The sequence below is a fragment of the Pseudomonas putida genome, assembly GCF_022627325.1.
GTDB lineage: Bacteria > Pseudomonadota > Gammaproteobacteria > Pseudomonadales > Pseudomonadaceae > Aquipseudomonas > Aquipseudomonas putida_X.
Genome location: NZ_JAETZZ010000003.1, coordinates 291,934 through 313,114 on the forward strand (window position 1 = coordinate 291,934; position 21,181 = coordinate 313,114).

Below are 21,181 nucleotides of genomic sequence, written 5' to 3' on the forward strand. Positions count from 1 at the left end.
CGGACCTGCTGCAGTACCTGTGGGGCCGGCTTGCCGGCGATGAGGCCAGGACAGGCAACACTGAACATTGAGGTTCGTATGCCCGAACGCACCCCGCTAGACCCCACCACCGCCCGCTGGATCCCCTGGGTGGTGGCCATCGCTTTCTTCATGCAGTCCTTGGACGGCACCATCCTCAACACCGCGCTGCCAGCCATGGCCCGCTCGCTGGCCGAAGACCCGCTGCGCATGCAGGGTGTGATCATCGCCTACATGCTCACCGTGGCCCTGCTGATCCCCGCCTCGGGCTGGATCGCCGACCGCTTCGGCACCAAACGCATCTTCTTCAGTGCCATCCTGCTGTTCAGCTTCGGCTCGCTGCTGTGCGCCGCCGCCAATAGCCTCGGTTTCCTGATCTTTGCCCGTGTGGTGCAGGGCCTGGGCGGCGCCCTGATGCTGCCGGTCGGGCGGCTGGTAGTGCTGCGCGCCTACCCGCGCACCGAGTTGGTGCGCATCATGAGTTTCATCACCATCCCCGGCCTGCTGGGGCCGCTGCTGGGCCCGACGGTTGGCGGCTGGCTGGTGGAAATTCTCAGCTGGCACTGGATCTTCCTGCTCAACCTGCCGGTCGGCCTGATCGGCTGCTACGCCGTGTGGAAGTTCATCCCCGACCTGCGCGGCGCCGAACGGACCCGTTTCGACACGCCGGGCTTCCTGCTGTTCGGCGCCGCGATGGTGCTGATCACCATCGCCATGGAAGGCCTGGGCGAGCTGCACCTGCCGCACCTGCGGGTGATGCTGCTGTTGTTCGCCGGCATGGCATGCCTGGCGGCTTACTGGCTGCGCGCCGGGCGCGATCCCGAACCGCTGTTCTCGCCCAGCCTGTTCCGGGTGCGCACCTTCGCCATCGGTATTCTGGGCAACCTGTTCGCCCGCCTGGGCAGCGGCGCCCTGCCGTTCCTGGTGCCGTTACTGTTGCAGGTGGCGCTGGGCTATTCGCCAGCGCAGGCCGGCATGAGCATGATCCCGCTGGCGGCGGCCGCGATGGTCGCCAAGTCCGTTGCCCGGCCGCTGATCGAGCGGCTCGGCTACCGGATCGTCCTCACCGGCAACACCGTGCTGCTCGGCCTGCTGCTGGCCAGCCTGGGGCTGGTCGACGGGCAGACCCCGTATGCCGTACTGCTGGTGCAACTGGCCCTGCTGGGCGCGGTGAATTCCATGCAGTTCACCGCCATGAACACGGTAACCCTGATCGACCTCGACGATGCCAGCGCCAGCAGCGGCAACAGCCTGCTATCGGTGGTCGCGCAGCTGTCGCTGAGCCTGGGCGTAGCCTGCGCAGGCGCACTGCTTGGCGGTTTCACCGCAGCTGGCAATGCCGATGGCGTGGACACCACCTTGGGCGCCTTCCAGCTGACCTTCGTGACCATCGGTATCATGGCCATGCTGGCGGCGGCGATCTTCCTGCAGCTGTCGCCGACGGACGGAAGGCGTGCCCGTCGTCCGGAACAGCACATGGAGTCTTAGGGCGAATGGCCATGAGGCTGGTAGACTGCGTGGCATTTTTCGCTTCGCAACGCAGGCCCGCCTCGTGACCACCGAAACCACCGCTTTTGCCACCTTGCCGCTGTCCGCCGCCATGCTGGCCAACCTGGACGCCCTCGGCTATGCCGCGATGACGCCGATCCAGGCCCAGAGCCTGCCCGTCATCCTCAGAGGCCAGGACCTGATTGCCCAGGCCAAGACCGGCAGCGGCAAGACCGCTGCCTTCGGCATCGGCCTGCTCAACCCGATCAACCCGCGTTACTTCGGTTGCCAGGCACTGGTTCTGTGCCCCACCCGCGAGCTTGCCGACCAGGTTGCCAAAGAGCTGCGCCGCCTGGCCCGCGCTGAAGACAACATCAAGATCCTCACCCTGTGCGGTGGGGTGTCGCTGGGCCCGCAGATCGCTTCGCTGGAGCATGGCGCGCACATCATCGTCGGCACCCCAGGGCGCATCCAGCAGCACCTGGACAAGGGTACCCTGGTGCTCGACGGGCTCAATACCCTGGTGCTGGACGAAGCCGACCGTATGCTCGACATGGGCTTTTTCGACGCCATCGCCAGCATCATCGGCAAGACCCCGTCGCGCCGCCAGACCCTGCTGTTCTCCGCCACTTACCCGGCCGGTATCGAGCAATTGGCCGCCGACTTCATGCGCAAGCCGCAGCAGGTCAAGGTCGAGAGCCTGCACACCGACAACCAGATCGAACAGCGCTTCATCGAGATCGACCCGCAACAGCGCCTGGAGGCCGTCACGCGCGTGCTCGGCCACTACCGCCCGCAGTCTTGCGTGGCATTCTGCTTCACCAAGCAGCAGTGCGAAGACGTGGTCGCCCACCTCACCGCCAAAGGCATTGTGGCCCAGGCCCTGCACGGCGACCTCGAGCAGCGCGACCGTGACCAAGTGCTGACGATGTTCGCCAACCGCAGCACTTCGGTGCTGGTAGCCACCGATGTGGCTGCACGCGGTCTGGATATCGATGGCCTGGACATGGTCATCAACGTGGAGCTGGCGCGCGATGCCGAAATCCACGTGCACCGCGTCGGCCGTACCGGTCGCGCCGGCGAGAAAGGCATTGCCGTGAGCCTGGTGGCACCGGCCGAAGGCCATCGCGCCCAGGCCATCGAGGCACTGCAAAAGAGCCCGCTGCGCTGGGACCAGCTGGACAGCTTGAAGAGCAAAGGTGGCGAACCGCTGTTGCCGGTCATGACCACGCTGTGTATCGCCGCAGGCCGCAAGGACAAGCTGCGCCCGGGTGACATCCTGGGTGCACTGACCGGTGATGCCGGCATCCCGGGCAAGCAGGTGGGCAAGATCGCCATCTTTGACTTCCAGGCCTTCGTGGCCGTGGAGCGGGCGTTGGCCAAGCAGGCGATGCAGCGGCTGAACAGTGGCAAGATCAAGGGCCGCGCCCTGAAAGTCCGCATTCTCTGACATTTTTTTGCGGCTGCTTTGCAGCCCATCGCCGGCAAGCCAGTTCCCACAGGACCACCACAGGCCTCAGGCATTGTGCGATGCCCGTGGCTGCTGGCTTGCCGGCAATGGCCGCGCAGCGGCCCCGAACCAGCAATGAGGTAACACCGTGCACACCACCGACGTGATCATCCTCGGCGCCGGCGCCGCCGGCCTGATGTGCGCCCAGCTCAGCGCCCGCCGTGGCCGCCGGGTGCTGCTGCTCGACCATGCCAACAAGCCCGGCAAGAAGATCCTCATGTCGGGCGGCGGGCGTTGCAACTTCACCAATATGTACACCGAGCCGGCCAACTTCCTTTCGCAGAACGCACATTTCTGCAAGTCGGCCCTGGCCCGCTACACCCAATGGGACTTCATCGAGCTGGTGGCCAAGCATGGCGTGCCCTACCACGAGAAGAAGCTCGGCCAGCTGTTCTGTGACAACAAGGCCAGCGACATCCTCGACATGTTGCTGGCCGAATGCGACGAAGCCGGTGCCGAGCTGCGCATGAACACCAGCATCGAGCAGATCGAGAAGACCGAAAACGGCTATCTCCTGCAAACCAGCGCCGGCCAGTTCGCCTGCCAATCGCTGGTGATCGCCACCGGTGGCCTGTCGATCCCAACGTTGGGCGCGACCGGCTTCGGCTATCAGGTAGCCCGCCAGTTCGGCCATACCTTGCTACCGACCCGCGCAGGCCTGGTGCCGTTCACCATCACCGAGCCTCAACTCAAGGCATTGTGCACCGAACTGTCGGGCACCTCGCTCGATTGCACAGCCAGCTGCAACGGCACCCGCTTCCGCGAGAACCTGTTGTTCACCCACCGCGGCCTCAGCGGCCCGGCGATCCTGCAGATTTCCTCGTTCTGGGAGGCCGGCGACACCGTTGAAATCAACCTGCTGCCCGACCGTGATGCACTGGCCTGGCTGCAACAGCAGCAGGCCGAGCGCGCCAACGCGGAAATCAAGACCGTCTTGGGCGAGGTGTTCACCCGCAAGCTGGCGAACCTGCTGGCCGAACAGTGGTTCGAATCAAAACCCATGAAGCAGTACACCCCGGCGGAGCTGGCGCAGATCGCCGACAAACTGGCCGCCTGGCAGCTGGTACCGGCAGGCACCGAAGGCTATCGCACCGCCGAAGTCACCTTGGGCGGCGTCGATACCCGCGAGGTGTCGTCGAAAACCATGGAATCGCTGAAATCCCCCAGCCTCTATTTCATTGGCGAGGTGCTGGATGTCACCGGCCATCTGGGCGGTTTCAATTTCCAATGGGCATGGGCATCAGCCAACGCTGCAGCACAGTTCGTGTAGAGTAGAATCCATTCAGCAGCACGGAACGCTTCTTGCTGGTCCGTGCCGTAATGCATTCATTCGATCACTGCCAGCAGGCCATCATGTCATCGAGTTCGTTCCGTCAGTCATTGCGTCGCCTGTGGGGTCAAGACAAATTCAGCTACGCCATCCGGGTGACCATCGCCCTCACCGGCAGCATGGCCTGGTGCTGGTACCAGAACGAGATGAGCCTGCTCATCCCGTTGTTCCTCGGCATCATCGCTAGCGCGCTGGCCGAGACCGACGATAGCTGGCAAGGCCGCCTCAGCGCGTTGCTCGTCACCCTGGTGTGTTTCGCCATCGCTGCAATTTCGGTGGAACTGCTGTTCCCCTACCCCTGGATCTTCGCCATCTCCATGGCCTTGGCCGCCTTCTCCCTGACCATGCTTGGCGCACTGGGTGAACGCTACGGAGCGATTGCGTCGGCAACGCTGATTCTGTCGGTGTACACCATGATCGGCGTGGACCAGCGCGGCGGCGAAGTCAGCGACTTCTGGCATGAACCAATGCTGCTGGTGGCCGGTGCCGCCTGGTATGGCCTGCTCTCGGTAGTGTGGCAGGCACTGTTCTCCAACCAACCGGTACAGCAGAGCCTGGCCAAACTGTTCTTCGAACTGGGCACCTACCTCAAGCTCAAGGCCAGCTTGTTCGAGCCGATTCGCACACTCGATGTCGAAGCCCAGCGCCTGGCATTGGCCCGGCAAAACGGCAAGGTGGTCGCCGCGCTGAACGCCGCCAAGGAAATCATTCTGCACCGGGTCGGCAACAGCCAACCCAACTCCAAGGTCAGCCGCTACCTGAAGCTGTACTTCCTGGCCCAGGACATCCACGAACGGGTGAGCGCCTCGCACTACCCTTACAACGCCCTGACCGAGGCGTTCTTCCACAGCGACGTGATGTTCCGCTGCCAGCGCCTGCTGCGCAAACAAGGGGCGTCCTGCCAGGAACTGGCACGCTCGATCCGGCTGCGCCAGCCGTTCGTTCTGGCCACCGGCTTCGCCGAGGCCCTCGATGACCTCAACGCCTCGCTGGAGCACCTGCGCAACCAGAACAACCCCGCCTGGCGCGGGCTGTTGCGCTCACTACGCGCCCTGGCGGCAAACCTGGCCACGCTGGACCGCCTGCTTGGCGCCGCCAGCAACCCGGACAGCCTGGCCGACGCCAGCGACAGCAGCCTGCTCGACCGTTCGCCACGCAACCTCAAGGATGTGTGGAAGCGATTGCGCACCCAGCTCACACCGACCTCGCTGCTGTTCCGCCATGCCCTGCGCCTGTCGTTGGCGCTGTCGGTGGGCTACGGCATGGTGCACTTGATCCACCCGACCCAAGGCTACTGGATCATCCTCACCACCCTGTTCGTCTGCCAGCCCAACTATGGCGCGACCCGGCGCAAGCTCGTGCAGCGGATCTTCGGCACAGCCATCGGCCTGACCGTTGGCTGGGCGCTGTTCGACCTGTTCCCGAATCAGCTGATCCAATCGGCGTTCGCAGTGGTGGCCGGGGTGGTGTTCTTCGTCAACCGGACCACCCGCTACACCCTGGCCACAGCGGCGATCACACTGATGATCCTGTTCTGCTTCAACCAGATCGGCGATGGCTACGGCCTGTTCCTGCCACGGCTGTTCGATACCTTGGTCGGTAGCCTGATCGCCATCGTCGCGGTGTTCCTGTTCCTACCCGACTGGCAAGGCCGGCGCCTGAACAAGGCGCTGGCCAACACCCTGGCCTGCGCCAGTGTGTACCTGCGTCAAATCATGCAGCAGTATGCCCACGGCAAGCGTGATGACCTGGCCTACCGTCTGGCCCGGCGCAACGCACACAACGCCGACGCAGCGCTGTCCACCACCCTGGCCAACATGCTCATGGAGCCGGGGCACTTCCGTAAGGAGGCCGATGTGGGCTTCCGCTTCCTGGTGCTGTCGCATACCTTGCTCAGCTACCTCTCAGGGCTGGGGGCGCACCGTGATACGGCGCTGCCGGCAGAAGTCCATGAGCAGCTGATCGAGGGCGCGGGGCAGGCATTGGCCGCCAGCCTCGACGAAATCGCCAACGGCCTGTCGGCGCGGTTACCCGTGGCGATCCACAGCGATGCAGAGGAAGCCTTGGCCAATACGCTGGAGCAGATGCCCGAAGAACTGGATGAACATCAACGATTGGTGCAAACCCAATTGGCGCTGATCTGCCGGCAGCTGGGGCCGTTGCGCACCTTGGCAGCGCACTTGATCAAAGAGAGCTCACCGGCCTGATCGTTCTTGCCTGCGCCGCAGATCAAAAGCCATGCTGGCGCAGAAGCCGTGCATAGCTGCCGTCTGCCTTCATCGCTTCGATGCTGCGCTCGAATCGCTCGACGATCTGCCGATGCTCCGGGTGCTTGAGGCTGACCAGGATATGCAGGGTGTTCTCGCCCAGCGCGGGTTCGACCAACACCACCCCATTGCGCACCGACTCCGGTTCGCGCTGCAGGTTGTAGCGCGCCACGAACTCATCTTCCACCGCCAGGTTTACCCGCCCAGCAGCCAGCATGCGCACGGCGGAGGAAAAGTTGCGTACGGGCACCTTTTGTAAGCGGGTGTCGCTATCGAATGCCGGTGAGTAGGCATAATCACGCACCACGGCAATGCTGTAGGGGTACAGATCGGCCTGGCGGCTGTAACGGAAGCTGTCACCCTTGCGCTTGAGCAAACGGATGCGGTTGGTCAGGTAGGCCTTGGAAAACTGGCCGATGCGGGTGCGCGAATCGTTGTACCAGGCATTGATCAGTACGTCGTAGCGGCCTTCGCTCACCCCGAGCAGCGCCCGCGCCCACGGTACTTCCTCGTACTCGCTGGGGTAACCTGCACGCGCCAGCGCCGTGGTGACGATGCTGGTGGCAAGGCCACCACCGGGCATACCGGCATCGGTGAACGGCGGCCAGGTATCGGCCACCAGCCGCAGCTTGGCCTGGCCCAGGGCTGGCGCCGCCAGCATTACGGCCAACACTCCCAGAACGCAAAACAGTGGCCGCATGCTCAAGTCCTTTTGCAGTAGGGGGCACAGGCTGTTGATGGCGGTCTTCGATCACGCTGGTAGAGAGACTACACAAAGCCGCCGTACAGGGCAGCGGCCAATAGTGTCAATTAGCCTCTATTTTGGCCGAGGCACATAGACTTACGGGTAGCCGAGCACTTCCCTGATCTGGCGTAGGTGGCGGATGATCCACTGCTTGTCGATCGCTCCCCAGTCACGGATCCGATAATGCCCGGCGTGGTTGCGCGCCCCGTCCTGCTGCTCGAACTCGCAGACAATGTCCAGGTCGGCCAGCGCAGCGATGGTGTCCTGCGCGGTGCGGCGCGGCATGCCGGTGGCTTCCATCAAGGCGGGCACGCTGGTAGCGGTCTGGCTGTCGATCAGCCAGGCCACGTACAGGCGGCGATAGAAACTGCTCTTGGTCTTGCTCACATCCATGCTGCGTGATCCTTACAGGTTACCCGGCAGCTCCCGATAGGTCAGGTAGACGCGCAGGTCGAATTCCAGTTGGTGGTAGTCCGGCTCCATATGCTGACAAAGCTGATAGAAGGCTTTGCTGTGGTCACGCTCGCGCAGGTGCGCCAGCTCGTGTACCACGATCATGCGCAGGAACTGCGGCGCGGCCTCCTTGAACAGCGAGGCGATGCGGATTTCCTTCTTCGCCTTGAGCTTGCCCCCCTGCACCCGCGATACCGCAGTATTGAGCCCGAGCGCACGGTGGGTGAGGTCCAGACGGTTGTCGAACAATACCTTGTCCAGGCTTGGCGCACTGCGCAGGTACTGCTGGCGCAGATCCTGAGCGTAGCCGTACAGCGCCTTGTCGCTCTGCACGTCATGGCGACCGGGATAGCGGCGCTGCAGGTAGTCACCCAGGCGGTCGCTGTCGATCATCAACTGCACCTGCTCCTGCAGGTGCGGCGGGTAAGCTTGCAAATAGCGTAAGACGGTCATGGCATGGCATTCGGCGTAACGAATGCCGATTCTAGCCAATCAGGGCGCCGGCCAGGGAAAAATTGCCGGAAAGCCGCTGGCATCGGCGGCGGTCATCGGGCGGGCGACAAGGAAGCCCTGCACGTAGGCGCAACCGTTTGCCTTGAGCCAAGTGGCCTGGGCCGCTGTTTCCACGCCCTCGGCGATGACCGTGACATTGTAATCGGCGCACAGGCCGATGACGCTGCGCACCAGGGCGGCATCCGCCGCCGAATCGGGCAGGCGCGCCACCAGGTGACGGTCCAACTTCAAGGTGTCGATAGGCAGGTCGCGCAGCATGCGCAGCGAGCAGTCGCCAGCACCAAAGTCGTCCAGCGCCACGCGCACGCCCAGCTCGCGCAGGCGGTGGATCTGCTTGATCGCCGCGTCGATGTTGTACATCAGTGAGGTCTCGGCGACTTCCACTTCCAGCTGCGCCGGGTTGAGCTGGTAATCCTCTATCACCCGCTGCAACTCATCGACCAGCCCAGGCATGGCGAACTGGGCTCGGCTCAGGCTGATACCCAGCACCAGGTCCGGCGCAAAACGCTCACACCAGGCCTGGCGCTGCGCCGCGCCCTGGCGGTAGATCCAGCTGGCCAGGCGCGTTATCAGTCGCGCCTCCTCCAGCAAGGGGATGAACAAGCCCGGCGGTACATCGCCAACACTGGGGTGCTGCCAGCGCAGCAGGGCTTCGAAACCGCGCAGATGCCCGTCGGCGAAAGCGACCTGGGGTTGGTACACCATGTTGAAACCTTGCGACTCGACCGCGTCGCGCACACTGTCCTCGAGCATCAACCGTGAACGCGCCCGGCCATTGAGCTCCTGGTCGTAGAAACGGTACTGCCCGCGCCCAGCTTGCTTGGCCGCATACATCGCCGCATCGGCGGCACGCAACAGGCCTTCGACCGTGGCACCGCAGTCCGGGTAGGTGGCAATACCGATGCTGACACCCAGGGATACATCCAGGCCGGCCACCTGCCGCTGAACGGATACACGCTCAAGCAGTTGCTCGGCAAAGCGGCCGGCTTGTTCCGGATACGGCAGGCCATCGAACAGCGCAGTGAACTCGTCTCCGCCCATGCGTGCCAGCAGCGCCTCACTGCCCAGGCAGTCCTTGAGCTGCTCGGCAACCCAACCCAGTACCCGGTCCCCGGCATCGTGGCCGAGCGAATCATTGATCCGTTTGAAGCCATCCAGGTCCATGTACATCAAAGCCTGCGTCTTGTCCGAGCGTTCATTGCGCAGCAGCACACTTTCAGCTGCCTGATAGAACCCTCGGCGGTTGAGCAGGCCGGTGAGCGGGTCGGTGACCGCCTGGTATTCGAGCTGCTGGTGCAAATTACGCACTACCGACATGTCCAGCACCGTCACCACCATCGCCTGCTGATCAGCCGGCAGCGGCGCGCAGGACAAGGCTACCGGCACCAGGTGGCCGCCTGACGTGCGCAGGTGAGCATCGTGTACACGGAAAATCTGCCGCGACTGGTAGGCGTGATGAAAATCCGATTCGCTCCATACGGTGGCATTGGGCAGTTGCAGCAAGCCAAGCAACTGCGCGCCCTGCAATTGCTCGACCGGGGCATCGAGCAAGCGCGAGATCGCCGGGTTGGCAAAGCTGATGCTGCCGTGAGCGTCGACCACCAGAATACCTTCGGCGGCATTTTCCAGGATGGACGCATTGAACGCCCTGGCTGCCTCCAGTTCGCGCGTCAAGCGTTGCAGCATGCGCCGGTTGCGCTGCTGGTCCAGCTGCGCCTGCACCTTGGGCTTGAGGATCTGCGGGTCGAACGGCTTGAACAGGTAGTCCACCGCACCGCTGGCATAGCCCTTGAGCACGGCGGCATCGGACTGCTCGTTGGCGGTGAGGAAAATGATCGGAGTCAGCTTGGTCCGGTGGCTGCCACGCATCAGCCGGGCAACCTCGAAACCGTCCATTTCCGGCATCTGCACGTCGAGCAGCACAAGGTCGACTTCGTGCTCCAGCAAGGCGCTCAAGGCTTCCATCCCTGAACCTGCGGTCAGCACCTGCCAATCTGTGCGGGCCAGCAAGGCGCGCATGCTTATGAGGTTCTCAGGGTAATCGTCCACCACCAGGAGAACCGAGTTGCCATCCGGTGGTTGAGGGTAAGCGCCATCCATGCTGCTTTCTCTTTTATGACCGACTTCGACTTGCAATTGGATCCGATTAAACACTCTAGACGCGAGTGCGTAACGCGCAATGCAATCAGAACGCTATCAATGACTAAATGTAAGGGTAGTCGACTAACGGTTGTTTGCTGGCCATTGGCCCATAAAAAAACCCGCATTTCTGCGGGTTTTTGCGTGGCGGCCTGTGATCAGTTGACCTTGGCGGCCAACTCACCTTTCAGGTAACGCTGGAACATGCCTTCCAGGGAGATCGGCTTGATCTTCGAGGCATTGCCGGCGGTGCCGAAGGCTTCGTAACGAGCGATACAGACATCGCGCATGGCTTTGACGGTTTCGCCGAAGAACTTGCGCGGGTCGAACTCGCTTGGGTTCTGCGCCATCAGGCGGCGCATGGCACCGGTGGAAGCCAGACGCAGGTCGGTATCGATGTTGACCTTGCGCACGCCGTGCTTGATGCCTTCAACGATTTCTTCGACCGGTACGCCGTAGGTTTCTTTGATGTCGCCGCCGTACTGGTTGATGATCGCCAGCCACTCCTGCGGTACCGAGGAAGAACCGTGCATCACCAGGTGAGTGTTGGGGATGCGCTTGTGGATTTCCTTGATGCGGTCGATCGCCAGCACGTCACCGGTCGGCGGCTTGGTGAACTTGTAGGCACCGTGGCTGGTGCCGATGGCGATGGCCAGGGCATCCACCTGGGTTTTCTTGACGAAATCCGCGGCTTCTTCCGGGTCGGTGAGCATTTGGCTGTGGTCCAGCACGCCTTCGGCGCCGATGCCGTCTTCTTCACCGGCCATGCCGGTTTCCAGCGAACCCAGGCAGCCCAGCTCGCCCTCGACCGAAACACCGCAGGCGTGCGCCATGGCGACAGTCTGTTGAGTGACACGGACGTTGTACTCGTAGTCAGTCGGGGTCTTGCCGTCTTCACCCAGCGAGCCGTCCATCATGACCGAGCTGAAGCCCAGCTGGATCGAACGCTGGCACACGTCAGGGCTGGTGCCGTGGTCCTGGTGCATGCACACAGGGATGTGCGGGAATTCTTCGATGGCGGCCAGGATCAGGTGACGCAGGAATGGCGCGCCAGCGTATTTGCGGGCACCGGCAGAAGCCTGGACGATCACTGGGGAGTCGGTCTTGTCGGCCGCTTCCATGATGGCGCGCATCTGCTCGAGGTTGTTGACGTTGAAAGCTGGAACGCCGTAACCGAACTCGGCGGCGTGGTCCAGCATCTGGCGCATGCTAATGAGTGCCATTGTGTATCTCTCTCCCGACAAGCGTCGTTTTGTTTCGTGCAAGCCTGCCGCAGGGGCGGTTGCTGTTCAAGTAGTGTGGGCCACCCGTGCGGCCCGGCCAGTCACGGTGCCTTGCAGCCCCGCCCAATCAGATCGTTGGTTGCCACCCAGTACACCAGGCCTTCCTCGCCCTTGGTATGGAAGGCCAGTACACCATCGCTGTACATCGCACCCGAGGCACTGGGCTCGGCCTTGAGCCGGTAGACCTGGTCGCCGCCGCCAAGGCGCACGTCGACCGAATCCTGTTGTGCATCGGCGAAGCGCCATAGCACTTCGTTCTGGCTGTCACAGACCCAGCGGGTCCAGGTGGCTGCCGGGGCGGGTTGCGCCGGCTGCAGCAGCGAGCATCCTGCCAGTGTCGCCAGGGCCATCAAGGCCATCAGCGCTTTCATTGCATATCCTCTAGATGACCACACAACGGCCACTTGGTTGCCTGCACCGACGAAGCGCATCGGTTCATGGGCAGCCAGGCGCCTTGCGCTGGTGGTCTTCGTCATACTTTTCCAGGCCTTCCGGGCCCACGCGCTTGCTGATTACCGGCACGGTCTCGGCCTGCCACTCAGACTGGTAGCACCCGCCTTTGGGCGGCTGCGCCGGATCGTTGTCCGAGGGCGGGCTGCTGGAGCATGCGCTCAGCAAACCCGCCAGCAAGATCACAGGCAATTGCTTGACCATCAGGTCGCTCCCTTTGCCAGGCGCCGCCATTGTCAGGCTTTTGCCCGCTCTTCCAGAATCGCCACCGCCGGCAGTACCTTGCCTTCGACGAATTCGAGGAATGCACCGCCACCGGTAGAAATGTAGGAGATCTCGGCGCTGACGCCATATTTGTCGATGGCCGCCAGGGTATCGCCACCACCGGCGATGGAGAATGCGGCGCTTTCGGCGATGGCCTTGGCCAGTACCTGGGTGCCGTTGCCGAACTGGTCGAACTCGAACACACCGACCGGGCCGTTCCACAGGATGGTTTTCGACGATTTCAGCAGTTCGGCGAAGTTGGCCGCAGTCTGTGGCCCGATGTCCAGGATCATGTCGTCAGCAGCCACGTCGGCGATGGCCTTGACGGTGGCCTCGGCGCTCTCGGCAAACGCCTTGGCCACCACCACGTCGACTGGCAGCGGTACGCTGACCTTGGCGGCGATGGCCTTGGCGGTGTCCACCAGGTCAGGCTCATACAGCGACTTGCCCACCGGGTGGCCGGCGGCGGCCAGGAAGGTGTTGGCGATGCCGCCACCTACGATCAACTGGTCGCAAACCGAGCTCAGGCTGTTCAGAACGTCCAGTTTGGTGGACACCTTGGAGCCGGCAACGATGGCGGCCATGGGTTTGGCCGGTGCCTTCAGGGCCTTGCCCAGGGCGTCCAGCTCGGCGGCCAGCAGCGGGCCAGCCGCAGCGACCTTGGCGAACTTGGCCACGCCATGGGTGGAGCCTTCGGCACGGTGAGCGGTACCGAAGGCGTCCATGACGAAAACGTCGCACAGGGCCGCGTACTTCTGCGCCAGTTCGTCGGCGTTCTTCTTCTCACCCTTGTTGAAGCGAACGTTCTCGAACAGCACCAGGTCACCAGCCTTGACCTCGATGCCATCGAGGTAGTCGGCGACCAGCGCAACGTCGCGGCCCAGGGCCTTGCTCAGGTAATCGGCAACCGGCTTGAGGCTGTTTTCGGCCGAGAACTCACCTTCGGTAGGGCGGCCCAGGTGCGAGCAGACCATCACCGCCGCGCCCTTCTCCAAGGCCAGCTTGATGGTCGGCAGCGCAGCCAGGATACGCGCGTCGCTGGTTACCACACCGTCCTTCACAGGCACGTTGAGGTCTTCGCGGATCAGTACGCGTTTACCTTGCAGGTCGAGGTCGGTCATCTTCAACACGGTCATGAATGCAGTCCTTCAGGGCTGTTTGGTGCGGGTTGGGTGGACGACGTGCAGATAATGTTCGGCAACGTCGAGCATACGGTTGGCAAAACCCCATTCGTTGTCGAACCAGGCCAGCAGGTTCACCAGGCGGGGGCCCGAGACGCGTGTCTGGCTGGCATCGACGATCGCCGAATGCGGGTCATGGTTGAAATCACAGCTGGCGTGGGGCAATTCGGTGTAAGCCAGCAAGCCTTTGAGCGGGCCATCCAGCGCCGCCTCGCGCAGCACCCGATTGACTTCAGCGGCAGTGGTGTCACGGCCGGTCTGCAGGGTGATGTCAAGGCACGACACGTTGACGGTCGGCACGCGTACCGCTTTGGCCTGTATTCGCCCGGCAAGTTCCGGCAGCAAGCGCTCGATACCACGCGCCAGCCCCGTGGACACCGGGATCACCGACTGGAAAGCCGAGCGCGTGCGGCGCAGATCCTCATGATGGTAGGCGTCGATCACCGGCTGGTCGTTCATCGCCGAGTGAATGGTGGTGATCTGCACGTACTCGATGCCGAACGCCTGGTCCAGCACCCGCAGCAGCGGTACGCCACAGTTGGTGGTACAGGAGGCGTTGGACACAAGCCGCTCGGCGCCGGTCAGGCAAGCCTGGTTGATGCCGTAGACCACCGTTGCATCCACATCGGCCTCGCTGGCCATGGGCTGCGAAAACAGCACCCGCGGCGCACCGGCATCGAGAAAGCGCTGACCATCGGCACGGGTGTGATAGGCGCCGGAACACTCCAGCACCAGGTCGATGTCCAGGGCGGCCCAGTCGACGCCCTCGGGGGTGGCGCTGCGCAGGACCTTCACGCAGTCGCCATTGATATGCAGACAGTCGCCGTCGACCTTCACATCGCCGGGGAATCGGCCGTGAGTGGAGTCGAAGCGTGTCAGGTATTCCACGCTGGCCTGGTCGGCCAGGTCGTTCAACGCAACGATGTCGAAGCCCGCCTTTGCCCCACGCTCAAACAGTGCGCGCAGGACACAGCGGCCGATGCGGCCGTAACCGTTGAGTGCAACTTTGAAGGGACGCGGGTGAGGCATGGGTGGGCTCGCTAACGCAGGGTGGCTGTTGGGGCGGCGTTGCGGCCCATCGCGGCACAAGGCCGCTTCTGCAGTTCCCTCGCCAGCATCGAGTCTGCGCGGTAACTGTAGCAGCGGCCTTGCATCGCGATGGAGGGCAAAGCCCTCCCCTACACGACCTGGAGGGCGTCACCGCCCTCCGTGGTTACATCAGTCTTCCAGCAGCTCTTCGGCAGTACCCAGAATATTTTCCAGGGTGAAGCCGAATTCTTCGAACAGTGCGCTGGCCGGAGCCGACTCGCCGTAAGTGGTCATGCCGATGACACGGCCTTCGAGGCCGACGTACTTGTACCAGAAGTCGGCGTGAGCCGCTTCGATGGCGATACGTGCACCCACTTCCAGCGGCAGTACCGACTGCTTGTAGGCCGCATCCTGGGCGTCGAACACGCTGGTGCTCGGCATCGACACGACACGCACCTTGCGGCCCTGCTCGCTCAGCTTGTCGAACGCCTGAACAGCCAGGCCCACTTCCGAGCCGGTGGCGATCAGGATCAGCTCAGGCTCGCCGGCGCAGTCCTTGAGCACGTAACCGCCGCGGGCGATATCGGCGATCTGCTGGGCGTCGCGCTGCTGATGCTGCAGGTTCTGGCGCGAGAAGATCAGCGCCGAAGGGCCGTCCTTGCGCTCCAGGGCGTGCTTCCAGGACACAGCCGACTCGACTGCGTCGGCCGGGCGCCAGGTGTCCAGGTTCGGCGTGCTGCGCAGGCTGGTCAGTTGCTCGATCGGTTGGTGGGTCGGGCCGTCTTCGCCCAGGCCGATGGAGTCGTGGGTGTACACATGGATGACGCGCTGTTTCATCAGGGCGGACATGCGCACAGCGTTACGGGCGTACTCCATGAACATCAGGAACGTCGCGCCGTAAGGCACCAGGCCGCCGTGCAGGGCGACGCCGTTCATGATCGCGGTCATGCCGAATTCGCGCACGCCGTAGAACACGTAGTTGCCGCTGGCGTCGTTGGCGTCCACACCCTTGCAACCCTTCCATAGGGTCAGGTTGGAGCCGGCGAGGTCGGCCGAGCCGCCAAGGAATTCCGGCAGCAGTGGGCCGAAGGCGTTCAGGGTGTTCTGGCTGGCCTTGCGGCTGGCGATGGTCTCGCCCTTGGCAGCGACTTCAGCGATGTAGGCAGCGGCCTTTTCGGAGAAGTCGGCCGGCAGGTCACCGCTCAGACGGCGCTTGAGTTCGCTGGCCAGCTCCGGGAAGGCGGCGGCATAGGCATCGAAACGCTTGTTCCACTCGGCTTCAGCCTTGGCGCCTGCTTCTTTGGCGTCCCATTCGGCGTAGATGTCGGCAGGCACTTCGAACGGCGCGTGGTTCCAGTTCAGTTCCTTGCGGGCCAGGGCGATTTCGTCGTTGCCCAGCGGAGCACCGTGGCAGTCTTCCTTGCCCTGCTTGTTGGGCGAGCCGAAACCGATGATGGTCTTGCAGCAGATCAGGGTCGGACGGTCGCTCTTGCGCGCAGTCTCGATGGCGGTGCGGATCTCGTCGGCGTCGTGGCCGTTGACGTTGCGGATCACCAGCCAGTTGTAGGCCTCGAAGCGCTTGGGCGTGTCGTCGGTGAACCAGCCTTCCACTTCACCGTCGATGGAGATGCCGTTGTCGTCATAGAAGGCGACCAGCTTGTTCAGGCCCAGGGTGCCGGCCAGCGAGGCGACTTCGTGGGAGATGCCTTCCATCATGCAGCCGTCGCCGAGGAACACGTAGGTGTTGTGGTCGACGATGTTGTGGCCTTCACGGTTGAACTGGGCACCCAGCACTTTCTCAGCCAAGGCAAAGCCCACGGCATTGGCCAAACCCTGGCCCAGCGGGCCGGTGGTGGTTTCCACACCCGGGGTGTAGCCGAACTCGGGGTGGCCCGGGGTACGGCTATGCAGCTGACGGAACGACTTGAGGTCGTCAATGGTGACGTCGTAGCCGGTCAGGTGCAGCAACGAATAGATCAGCATCGAGCCGTGGCCGTTGGACAGCACGAAGCGGTCACGGTCGGCGAAGCTCGGGTTGCTCGGGTTGTGCTTCAGATAGTCGCGCCAAAGCACTTCGGCGATATCCGCCATGCCCATGGGGGCACCTGGGTGGCCGCTGTTGGCCTTTTGCACGGCATCCATGCTGAGGGCACGAATGGCGTTGGCACGTTCACGACGGCTGGGCATCGCTTATCTCCTGGGGCTTGAATAGGTGGTGTAACGAAAAAGGCGGCCATTTTCCCCCACTGGGGGGCTGGGGGCAAACATTTAAGCGGCCAGCGGCACGCTTTAATCAGCGAGAGAAAGCGGACCCGAGCGCGCAAGGCTCTATTTCCTGCAGCTCATCGCCAATATCAAAACTTTTTGATATTGGCCTTGCTAGGGCAACGATGCCTGTCTAGACTGCCGCGTCATGAACCTGCGTACGCGACCGATCCCTCAGCGAAGCGACACATTGGCAGCCCTGTGCAAAGCCAGTGGCGACGAACTGCGCCTGAATGTCCTGCGCGCCCTGGCCAGCGATTCGTTCGGCGTCCTGGAGCTGGCACAGATCTTCGACATCGGGCAGTCGGGCATGAGCCACCACCTCAAGGTTCTGGCCCAGGCCGAGTTGGTGGCTACACGCCGCGAAGGCAATGCGATTTTCTACCGCAGGGCCCTGCCCGACAGCCAACGGCTGGGCGGCCGCCTGCATACCGCGCTGCTCGAAGAGGTCGACGACCTGACACTGCCGCTGGACGTGCAGGCGCGCATCGCCCAGGTGCAGCAACGCCGCGCCGCCACCAGCCAGGACTTTTTCCTGCGCGTGGAAGAAAAGTTCCGCGCCCAGCAGGACCTGATCGCCGGCCTGCCGCAGTACCGCGAAAGCCTGCTGGCGCTGCTCGACACACTGAATTTCCAGCCGACGGCCAGCGCGCTGGAAGTCGGCCCCGGCGACGGCGGCTTCCTGCCCGACCTGGCCCGGCGCTTTGCCTGCGTCACAGCCATGGACAACAGCCCGACCATGCTCGAGCTGGCGCGCCAGGTCTGCGAACGCGAACGCCTGGATAATGTAAACCTGCAGTTGGCCGATGCACTGGGTGCAACGGATGTGGAAGCCGACTGCGTTGTGCTGAACATGGTCCTGCACCATTTCAGCGACCCGGCCCTGGCCCTGCGCCTTTTGGCCAAACGGGTGAAGGCAGGCGGCAGCCTGCTGGTCACCGAACTGTGCAGCCATGATCAGGGTTGGGCGCGGGAAGCCTGCGGCGATCTCTGGCTTGGTTTTGAACAGGACGACCTGGCCCGTTGGGCCAACGCTGCCGGGCTGGCCCCGGGGGACAGCCTCTATGTGGGCTTGCGTAACGGTTTCCAGATACAGGTCCGCCATTTTCAGCGGACGGCTGGCGACACACACCATCGGTAAATTTTAGGAACCCGTCGAGATGAGCGAATACTCCCTTTTCACCTCCGAGTCCGTGTCCGAAGGGCATCCGGACAAGATCGCCGACCAGATTTCGGATGCGGTCCTGGATGCCATCATCACCCAGGACAAATACGCCCGCGTGGCGTGTGAAACCCTGGTCAAGACCGGTGTCGCCATCATCGCCGGCGAAGTCACCACGTCAGCCTGGGTCGACCTGGAAGAGCTGGTGCGCAAAGTCATCATCGACATCGGCTACAACAGCTCCGACGTCGGCTTCGACGGCGCTACCTGCGCCGTGATGAACATCATCGGCAAACAGTCGGTGGACATCGCCCAGGGCGTGGACCGCTCCAAGCCGGAAGACCAGGGCGCCGGTGACCAGGGCCTGATGTTCGGTTACGCCAGCAACGAAACCGACGTGCTGATGCCGGCGCCGATCTGCTTCTCGCACCGCCTGGTCGAGCGCCAGGCCGAAGCGCGCAAATCCGGGCTGCTGCCTTGGCTGCGCCCGGACGCCAAGTCCCAGGTCACCTGCCGCTATGAAAACGGTAAGGTAGTGGGCATCGACGCGGTGGTGCTGTCGACCCAGCACAACCCTGAGGTCTCGCAAAAAGACCTGCAGGAAGCCGTGATGGAGCTGATCGTCAAGCACACCCTGCCTGCCGAACTGCTGCACAAGGACACCCAGTACCACATCAACCCGACCGGTAACTTCATCATCGGTGGCCCGGTAGGTGACTGTGGCCTGACCGGCCGCAAGATCATCGTTGACTCCTACGGCGGCATGGCCCGCCACGGTGGTGGCGCGTTCTCCGGCAAGGACCCGTCCAAGGTCGACCGTTCTGCTGCCTACGCCGGCCGTTACGTGGCCAAGAACATCGTCGCCGCCGGCCTGGCCGAACGTTGCGAGATCCAGGTGTCCTACGCCATCGGCGTAGCCCAGCCGACCTCCATCTCGATCAACACCTTCGGTACCGGCAAGGTCTCGGACGACAAGATCATCCAGCTGGTGCGTGAGTGCTTCGACCTGCGCCCGTATGCCATCACCAAGATGCTCGACCTGCTGCATCCGATGTACCAGGAAACCGCTGCCTACGGACACTTCGGCCGTACCCCGCAGCAGAAGACTGTCGGCGACGACACCTTCACCACCTTCACCTGGGAACGCACCGACCGCGCCCAGTCGCTGCGTGACGCTGCCGGCCTGTAATCAGCCTGCCGCGGTAAATCGAAGCCCTTGCCGAGTGATCGGCAGGGGCTTTTTTGTACCCCATGCCATCGCCCCCCGCGACACATCACCTGACAACTGAACCCGCCGACCTGCGCCCCGCTTGCCTAGCCTGAACACTCCACTCCGCCACGCAAGGATGCTGGCCATGTCACTGTTCCCGCGCCTCGCAGCCCTGTTGCTGCTGCACACGTCCACCGCTCAAGCCGGCCACTGTCCGGACTGGAGTGCCCAGCAAGCCAGAACCGAAATGGCACAACTTCGCGCAACCCTGGCCAACTGGGACGACCACTACCACCGCCAGGGTAAAGCGCTGGTGGCCGATGAGCTCTACGACCAGGCCCGGCACCACCTGCTGCACCTGCAACAGTGCTTTGGCCAGCCATCCACAGGCCCAAGCCCGCTGGCCAGCGCACGCGGCCCCATTGCCCACCCCGTGGCCCACACCGGCGTCGAAAAGCTCCCCGACGCAGCTGCCGTTGCACGCTGGATGGCCGGCAAGAAGGGCGTGTGGATGCAGCCGAAGGTCGATGGCGTGGCGGTTACACTGGTCTACCGCCAAGGCCGGCTGGTACAGCTGCTCAGCCGTGGTGATGGCCTGCAAGGGCATGACTGGAGCCGCCACATCAAGGACCTGGGCAATATCACTGGGCAATTGCCTGAGCCACGGGACGTCGTACTGCAAGGCGAGTTGTACCTGCGTCTGCAAGCGCACGTGCAAGCTCAAGCAGGCAGCAGCAACGCGCGTGGGACCGTGGCCGGGATGCTGGCGCGCAAGCAGCTTGGCCCTGAACGGGGTGCGAGCGTCGGCCTGTTCGTCTGGGACTGGCCGCACGGGCCGGACAACCAGGGCGAGCGCCTCACACAGCTTGCGGCCTGGGGGTTCACCGACAGTCAGCATTTCAGCACCTCTATCGCCACCCCCGAGGAGGCTAGCCACTGGCGCCTGCACTGGTATCGCTCACCGCTGCCTTTCGCCACCGACGGCGTGATTCTGCGACAGGACTCCCGCCCCCCAGCCGACCGCTGGCAGGCCAACGCCCCCTATTGGATCGCCGCCTGGAAATACCCCTTCGCCCAAGCGCTGGCAGAGGTCCGAGAGGTGCGCTTTCTGATCGGCCGCACGGGCAAAGTCACGCCCTTGCTCAGGCTCAAACCGGTCACATTGGATGATCGCCGGATCAGCCAGGTCAGCCTTGGGTCCCTTGCTCGCTGGCAGGCACTCGACATTCGCCCAGGCGATCAGGTTGCGATCAGCCTCGCCGGCCTGACCATTCCACGCTTCGAGCAAGTGGTTCACCACGCCGTCGAGCGCCAGGCATTGCCTGTACCTGAAGCGCAGCGGTACGGCCCACACAGTTGCTGGCAAGCCAGCGATGGCTGCCACGAGCAGTTCATCGCCCGCCTCGTCTGGCTCACTGGCAAGCAGGGGCTGGCCATGCCAGGCACCGGCAAGGGCACCTGGACGCGGCTGGTGCAGGCAGGGCTGGTGACATCGCTGACGGACTGGTTGACGCTCGATGCCCAGCAACTGCTATCGGTGCCGGGCATCAGCGGGAAAACCGCCGTGCAGCTTCAACGTAGCTTCGAGAGCGGTCGCGACAGGCCTTTCGCTCAGTGGCGCAAAGGGTTGGGCGTACCGGCGCCAGGCCAGGTGCCACAGGACGAGAACTGGCAGAGGCTGGCCAGCCGGTCTGCCCGCGATTGGCAAGCCCTGCCGGGCATTGGCGCAACACGGGCCAATCAGCTCGCGAACTTTTTCAATCACGAACAGGTACAACGGATAGCCGCTGCACTGGGGGCACGTGGGATCGATGGTTTTGACGGGGCAGCGGACCTTGGTTCGCAATAGTTCATGGGCAAGGCGTACGCGGAAT

General features: G+C 63.5%; 17 protein-coding genes. 7 read left to right on the forward strand and 10 right to left on the reverse strand.

Annotated elements, in window-relative coordinates:
• The first annotated feature begins 78 nt into the window (after window positions 1–78).
• From mdtD to yccS, 4 genes are all read left to right on the forward strand, one after another.
• Window positions 79–1,506: a multidrug transporter subunit MdtD gene (gene mdtD / locus JNA92_RS07070; protein WP_241804032.1), complete on the forward strand. Its 1,428-nt coding sequence runs from the start codon at window positions 79–81 to the stop codon at window positions 1,504–1,506.
• A 112-nt stretch (window positions 1,507–1,618) separates the two neighbouring features.
• Window positions 1,619–2,956, forward strand: a complete 1,338-nt coding sequence (dbpA, locus tag JNA92_RS07075; protein WP_241804124.1) for an ATP-dependent RNA helicase DbpA — start codon at window positions 1,619–1,621, stop codon at window positions 2,954–2,956.
• A 148-nt stretch (window positions 2,957–3,104) separates the two neighbouring features.
• Window positions 3,105–4,286, forward strand: a complete 1,182-nt coding sequence (locus JNA92_RS07080; RefSeq protein WP_241804033.1) for an NAD(P)/FAD-dependent oxidoreductase — start codon at window positions 3,105–3,107, stop codon at window positions 4,284–4,286.
• Window positions 4,287–4,369: 83 nt separating this feature from the next.
• Entirely contained in the window at window positions 4,370–6,553 is a 2,184-nt protein-coding gene (gene yccS, locus JNA92_RS07085) for a YccS family putative transporter (RefSeq protein WP_241804125.1), read from the forward strand.
• 22 nt (window positions 6,554–6,575) lie between these two features.
• On the opposite strand, the gene JNA92_RS07090 is transcribed toward yccS, so the two are convergent.
• The 10 genes from JNA92_RS07090 to tkt all read right to left on the reverse strand — a co-directional run bounded on the left by JNA92_RS07090 (window position 6,576) and on the right by tkt (window position 16,857).
• A complete protein-coding gene (locus JNA92_RS07090; protein WP_241804034.1) occupies window positions 6,576–7,313 on the reverse strand; it encodes a substrate-binding periplasmic protein in 738 nt (245 codons plus the stop codon).
• 141 nt (window positions 7,314–7,454) lie between these two features.
• Window positions 7,455–7,751: a winged helix-turn-helix domain-containing protein gene (locus tag JNA92_RS07095; protein ID WP_241804035.1), complete on the reverse strand. Its 297-nt coding sequence runs from the start codon at window positions 7,749–7,751 to the stop codon at window positions 7,455–7,457.
• A gap of 12 nt (window positions 7,752–7,763) precedes the next feature.
• A complete protein-coding gene (locus JNA92_RS07100) occupies window positions 7,764–8,264 on the reverse strand; it encodes a M48 metallopeptidase family protein (protein WP_241804036.1) in 501 nt (166 codons plus the stop codon).
• Window positions 8,265–8,303: 39 nt separating this feature from the next.
• Window positions 8,304–10,424, reverse strand: coding sequence for a putative bifunctional diguanylate cyclase/phosphodiesterase (locus tag JNA92_RS07105; RefSeq protein WP_241804037.1), 2,121 nt, complete (start codon window positions 10,422–10,424; stop codon window positions 8,304–8,306).
• A gap of 197 nt (window positions 10,425–10,621) precedes the next feature.
• Window positions 10,622–11,686, reverse strand: coding sequence for a class II fructose-bisphosphate aldolase (gene fba, locus JNA92_RS07110; RefSeq protein WP_008093958.1), 1,065 nt, complete (start codon window positions 11,684–11,686; stop codon window positions 10,622–10,624).
• Window positions 11,687–11,787: 101 nt separating this feature from the next.
• Entirely contained in the window at window positions 11,788–12,117 is a 330-nt protein-coding gene (locus tag JNA92_RS07115) for an MliC family protein (protein WP_241804038.1), read from the reverse strand.
• Window positions 12,118–12,181: 64 nt separating this feature from the next.
• A complete protein-coding gene (locus JNA92_RS07120) occupies window positions 12,182–12,400 on the reverse strand; it encodes a hypothetical protein (protein ID WP_241804039.1) in 219 nt (72 codons plus the stop codon).
• A 32-nt stretch (window positions 12,401–12,432) separates the two neighbouring features.
• Window positions 12,433–13,596 carry a phosphoglycerate kinase gene (locus tag JNA92_RS07125; protein WP_241804040.1) on the reverse strand — a complete coding sequence of 388 codons (1,164 nt, stop codon included), beginning with the start codon at window positions 13,594–13,596 and terminating at the stop codon, window positions 12,433–12,435.
• Window positions 13,597–13,608: 12 nt separating this feature from the next.
• The gene (gene epd / locus JNA92_RS07130) at window positions 13,609–14,670 is read right to left on the reverse strand and encodes an erythrose-4-phosphate dehydrogenase (protein ID WP_241804041.1); all 1,062 of its coding nucleotides are present in this window, start codon (window positions 14,668–14,670) and stop codon (window positions 13,609–13,611) included.
• A gap of 189 nt (window positions 14,671–14,859) precedes the next feature.
• Entirely contained in the window at window positions 14,860–16,857 is a 1,998-nt protein-coding gene (tkt, locus tag JNA92_RS07135; RefSeq protein WP_241804042.1) for a transketolase, read from the reverse strand.
• 226 nt (window positions 16,858–17,083) lie between these two features.
• Between tkt and JNA92_RS07140 the strand changes: the two genes are divergently transcribed.
• The 3 genes from JNA92_RS07140 (at window position 17,084) to ligB (ending at window position 21,156) form a co-directional block, all read left to right on the forward strand.
• A complete protein-coding gene (locus tag JNA92_RS07140) occupies window positions 17,084–18,076 on the forward strand; it encodes an ArsR/SmtB family transcription factor (protein WP_241804043.1) in 993 nt (330 codons plus the stop codon).
• 19 nt (window positions 18,077–18,095) lie between these two features.
• Window positions 18,096–19,286 carry a methionine adenosyltransferase gene (gene metK, locus JNA92_RS07145; RefSeq protein ID WP_012312441.1) on the forward strand — a complete coding sequence of 397 codons (1,191 nt, stop codon included), beginning with the start codon at window positions 18,096–18,098 and terminating at the stop codon, window positions 19,284–19,286.
• Between the two features lie 166 nt (window positions 19,287–19,452).
• Window positions 19,453–21,156: an NAD-dependent DNA ligase LigB gene (gene ligB, locus JNA92_RS07150; RefSeq protein ID WP_241804044.1), complete on the forward strand. Its 1,704-nt coding sequence runs from the start codon at window positions 19,453–19,455 to the stop codon at window positions 21,154–21,156.
• Window positions 21,157–21,181 lie beyond the last annotated feature (25 nt).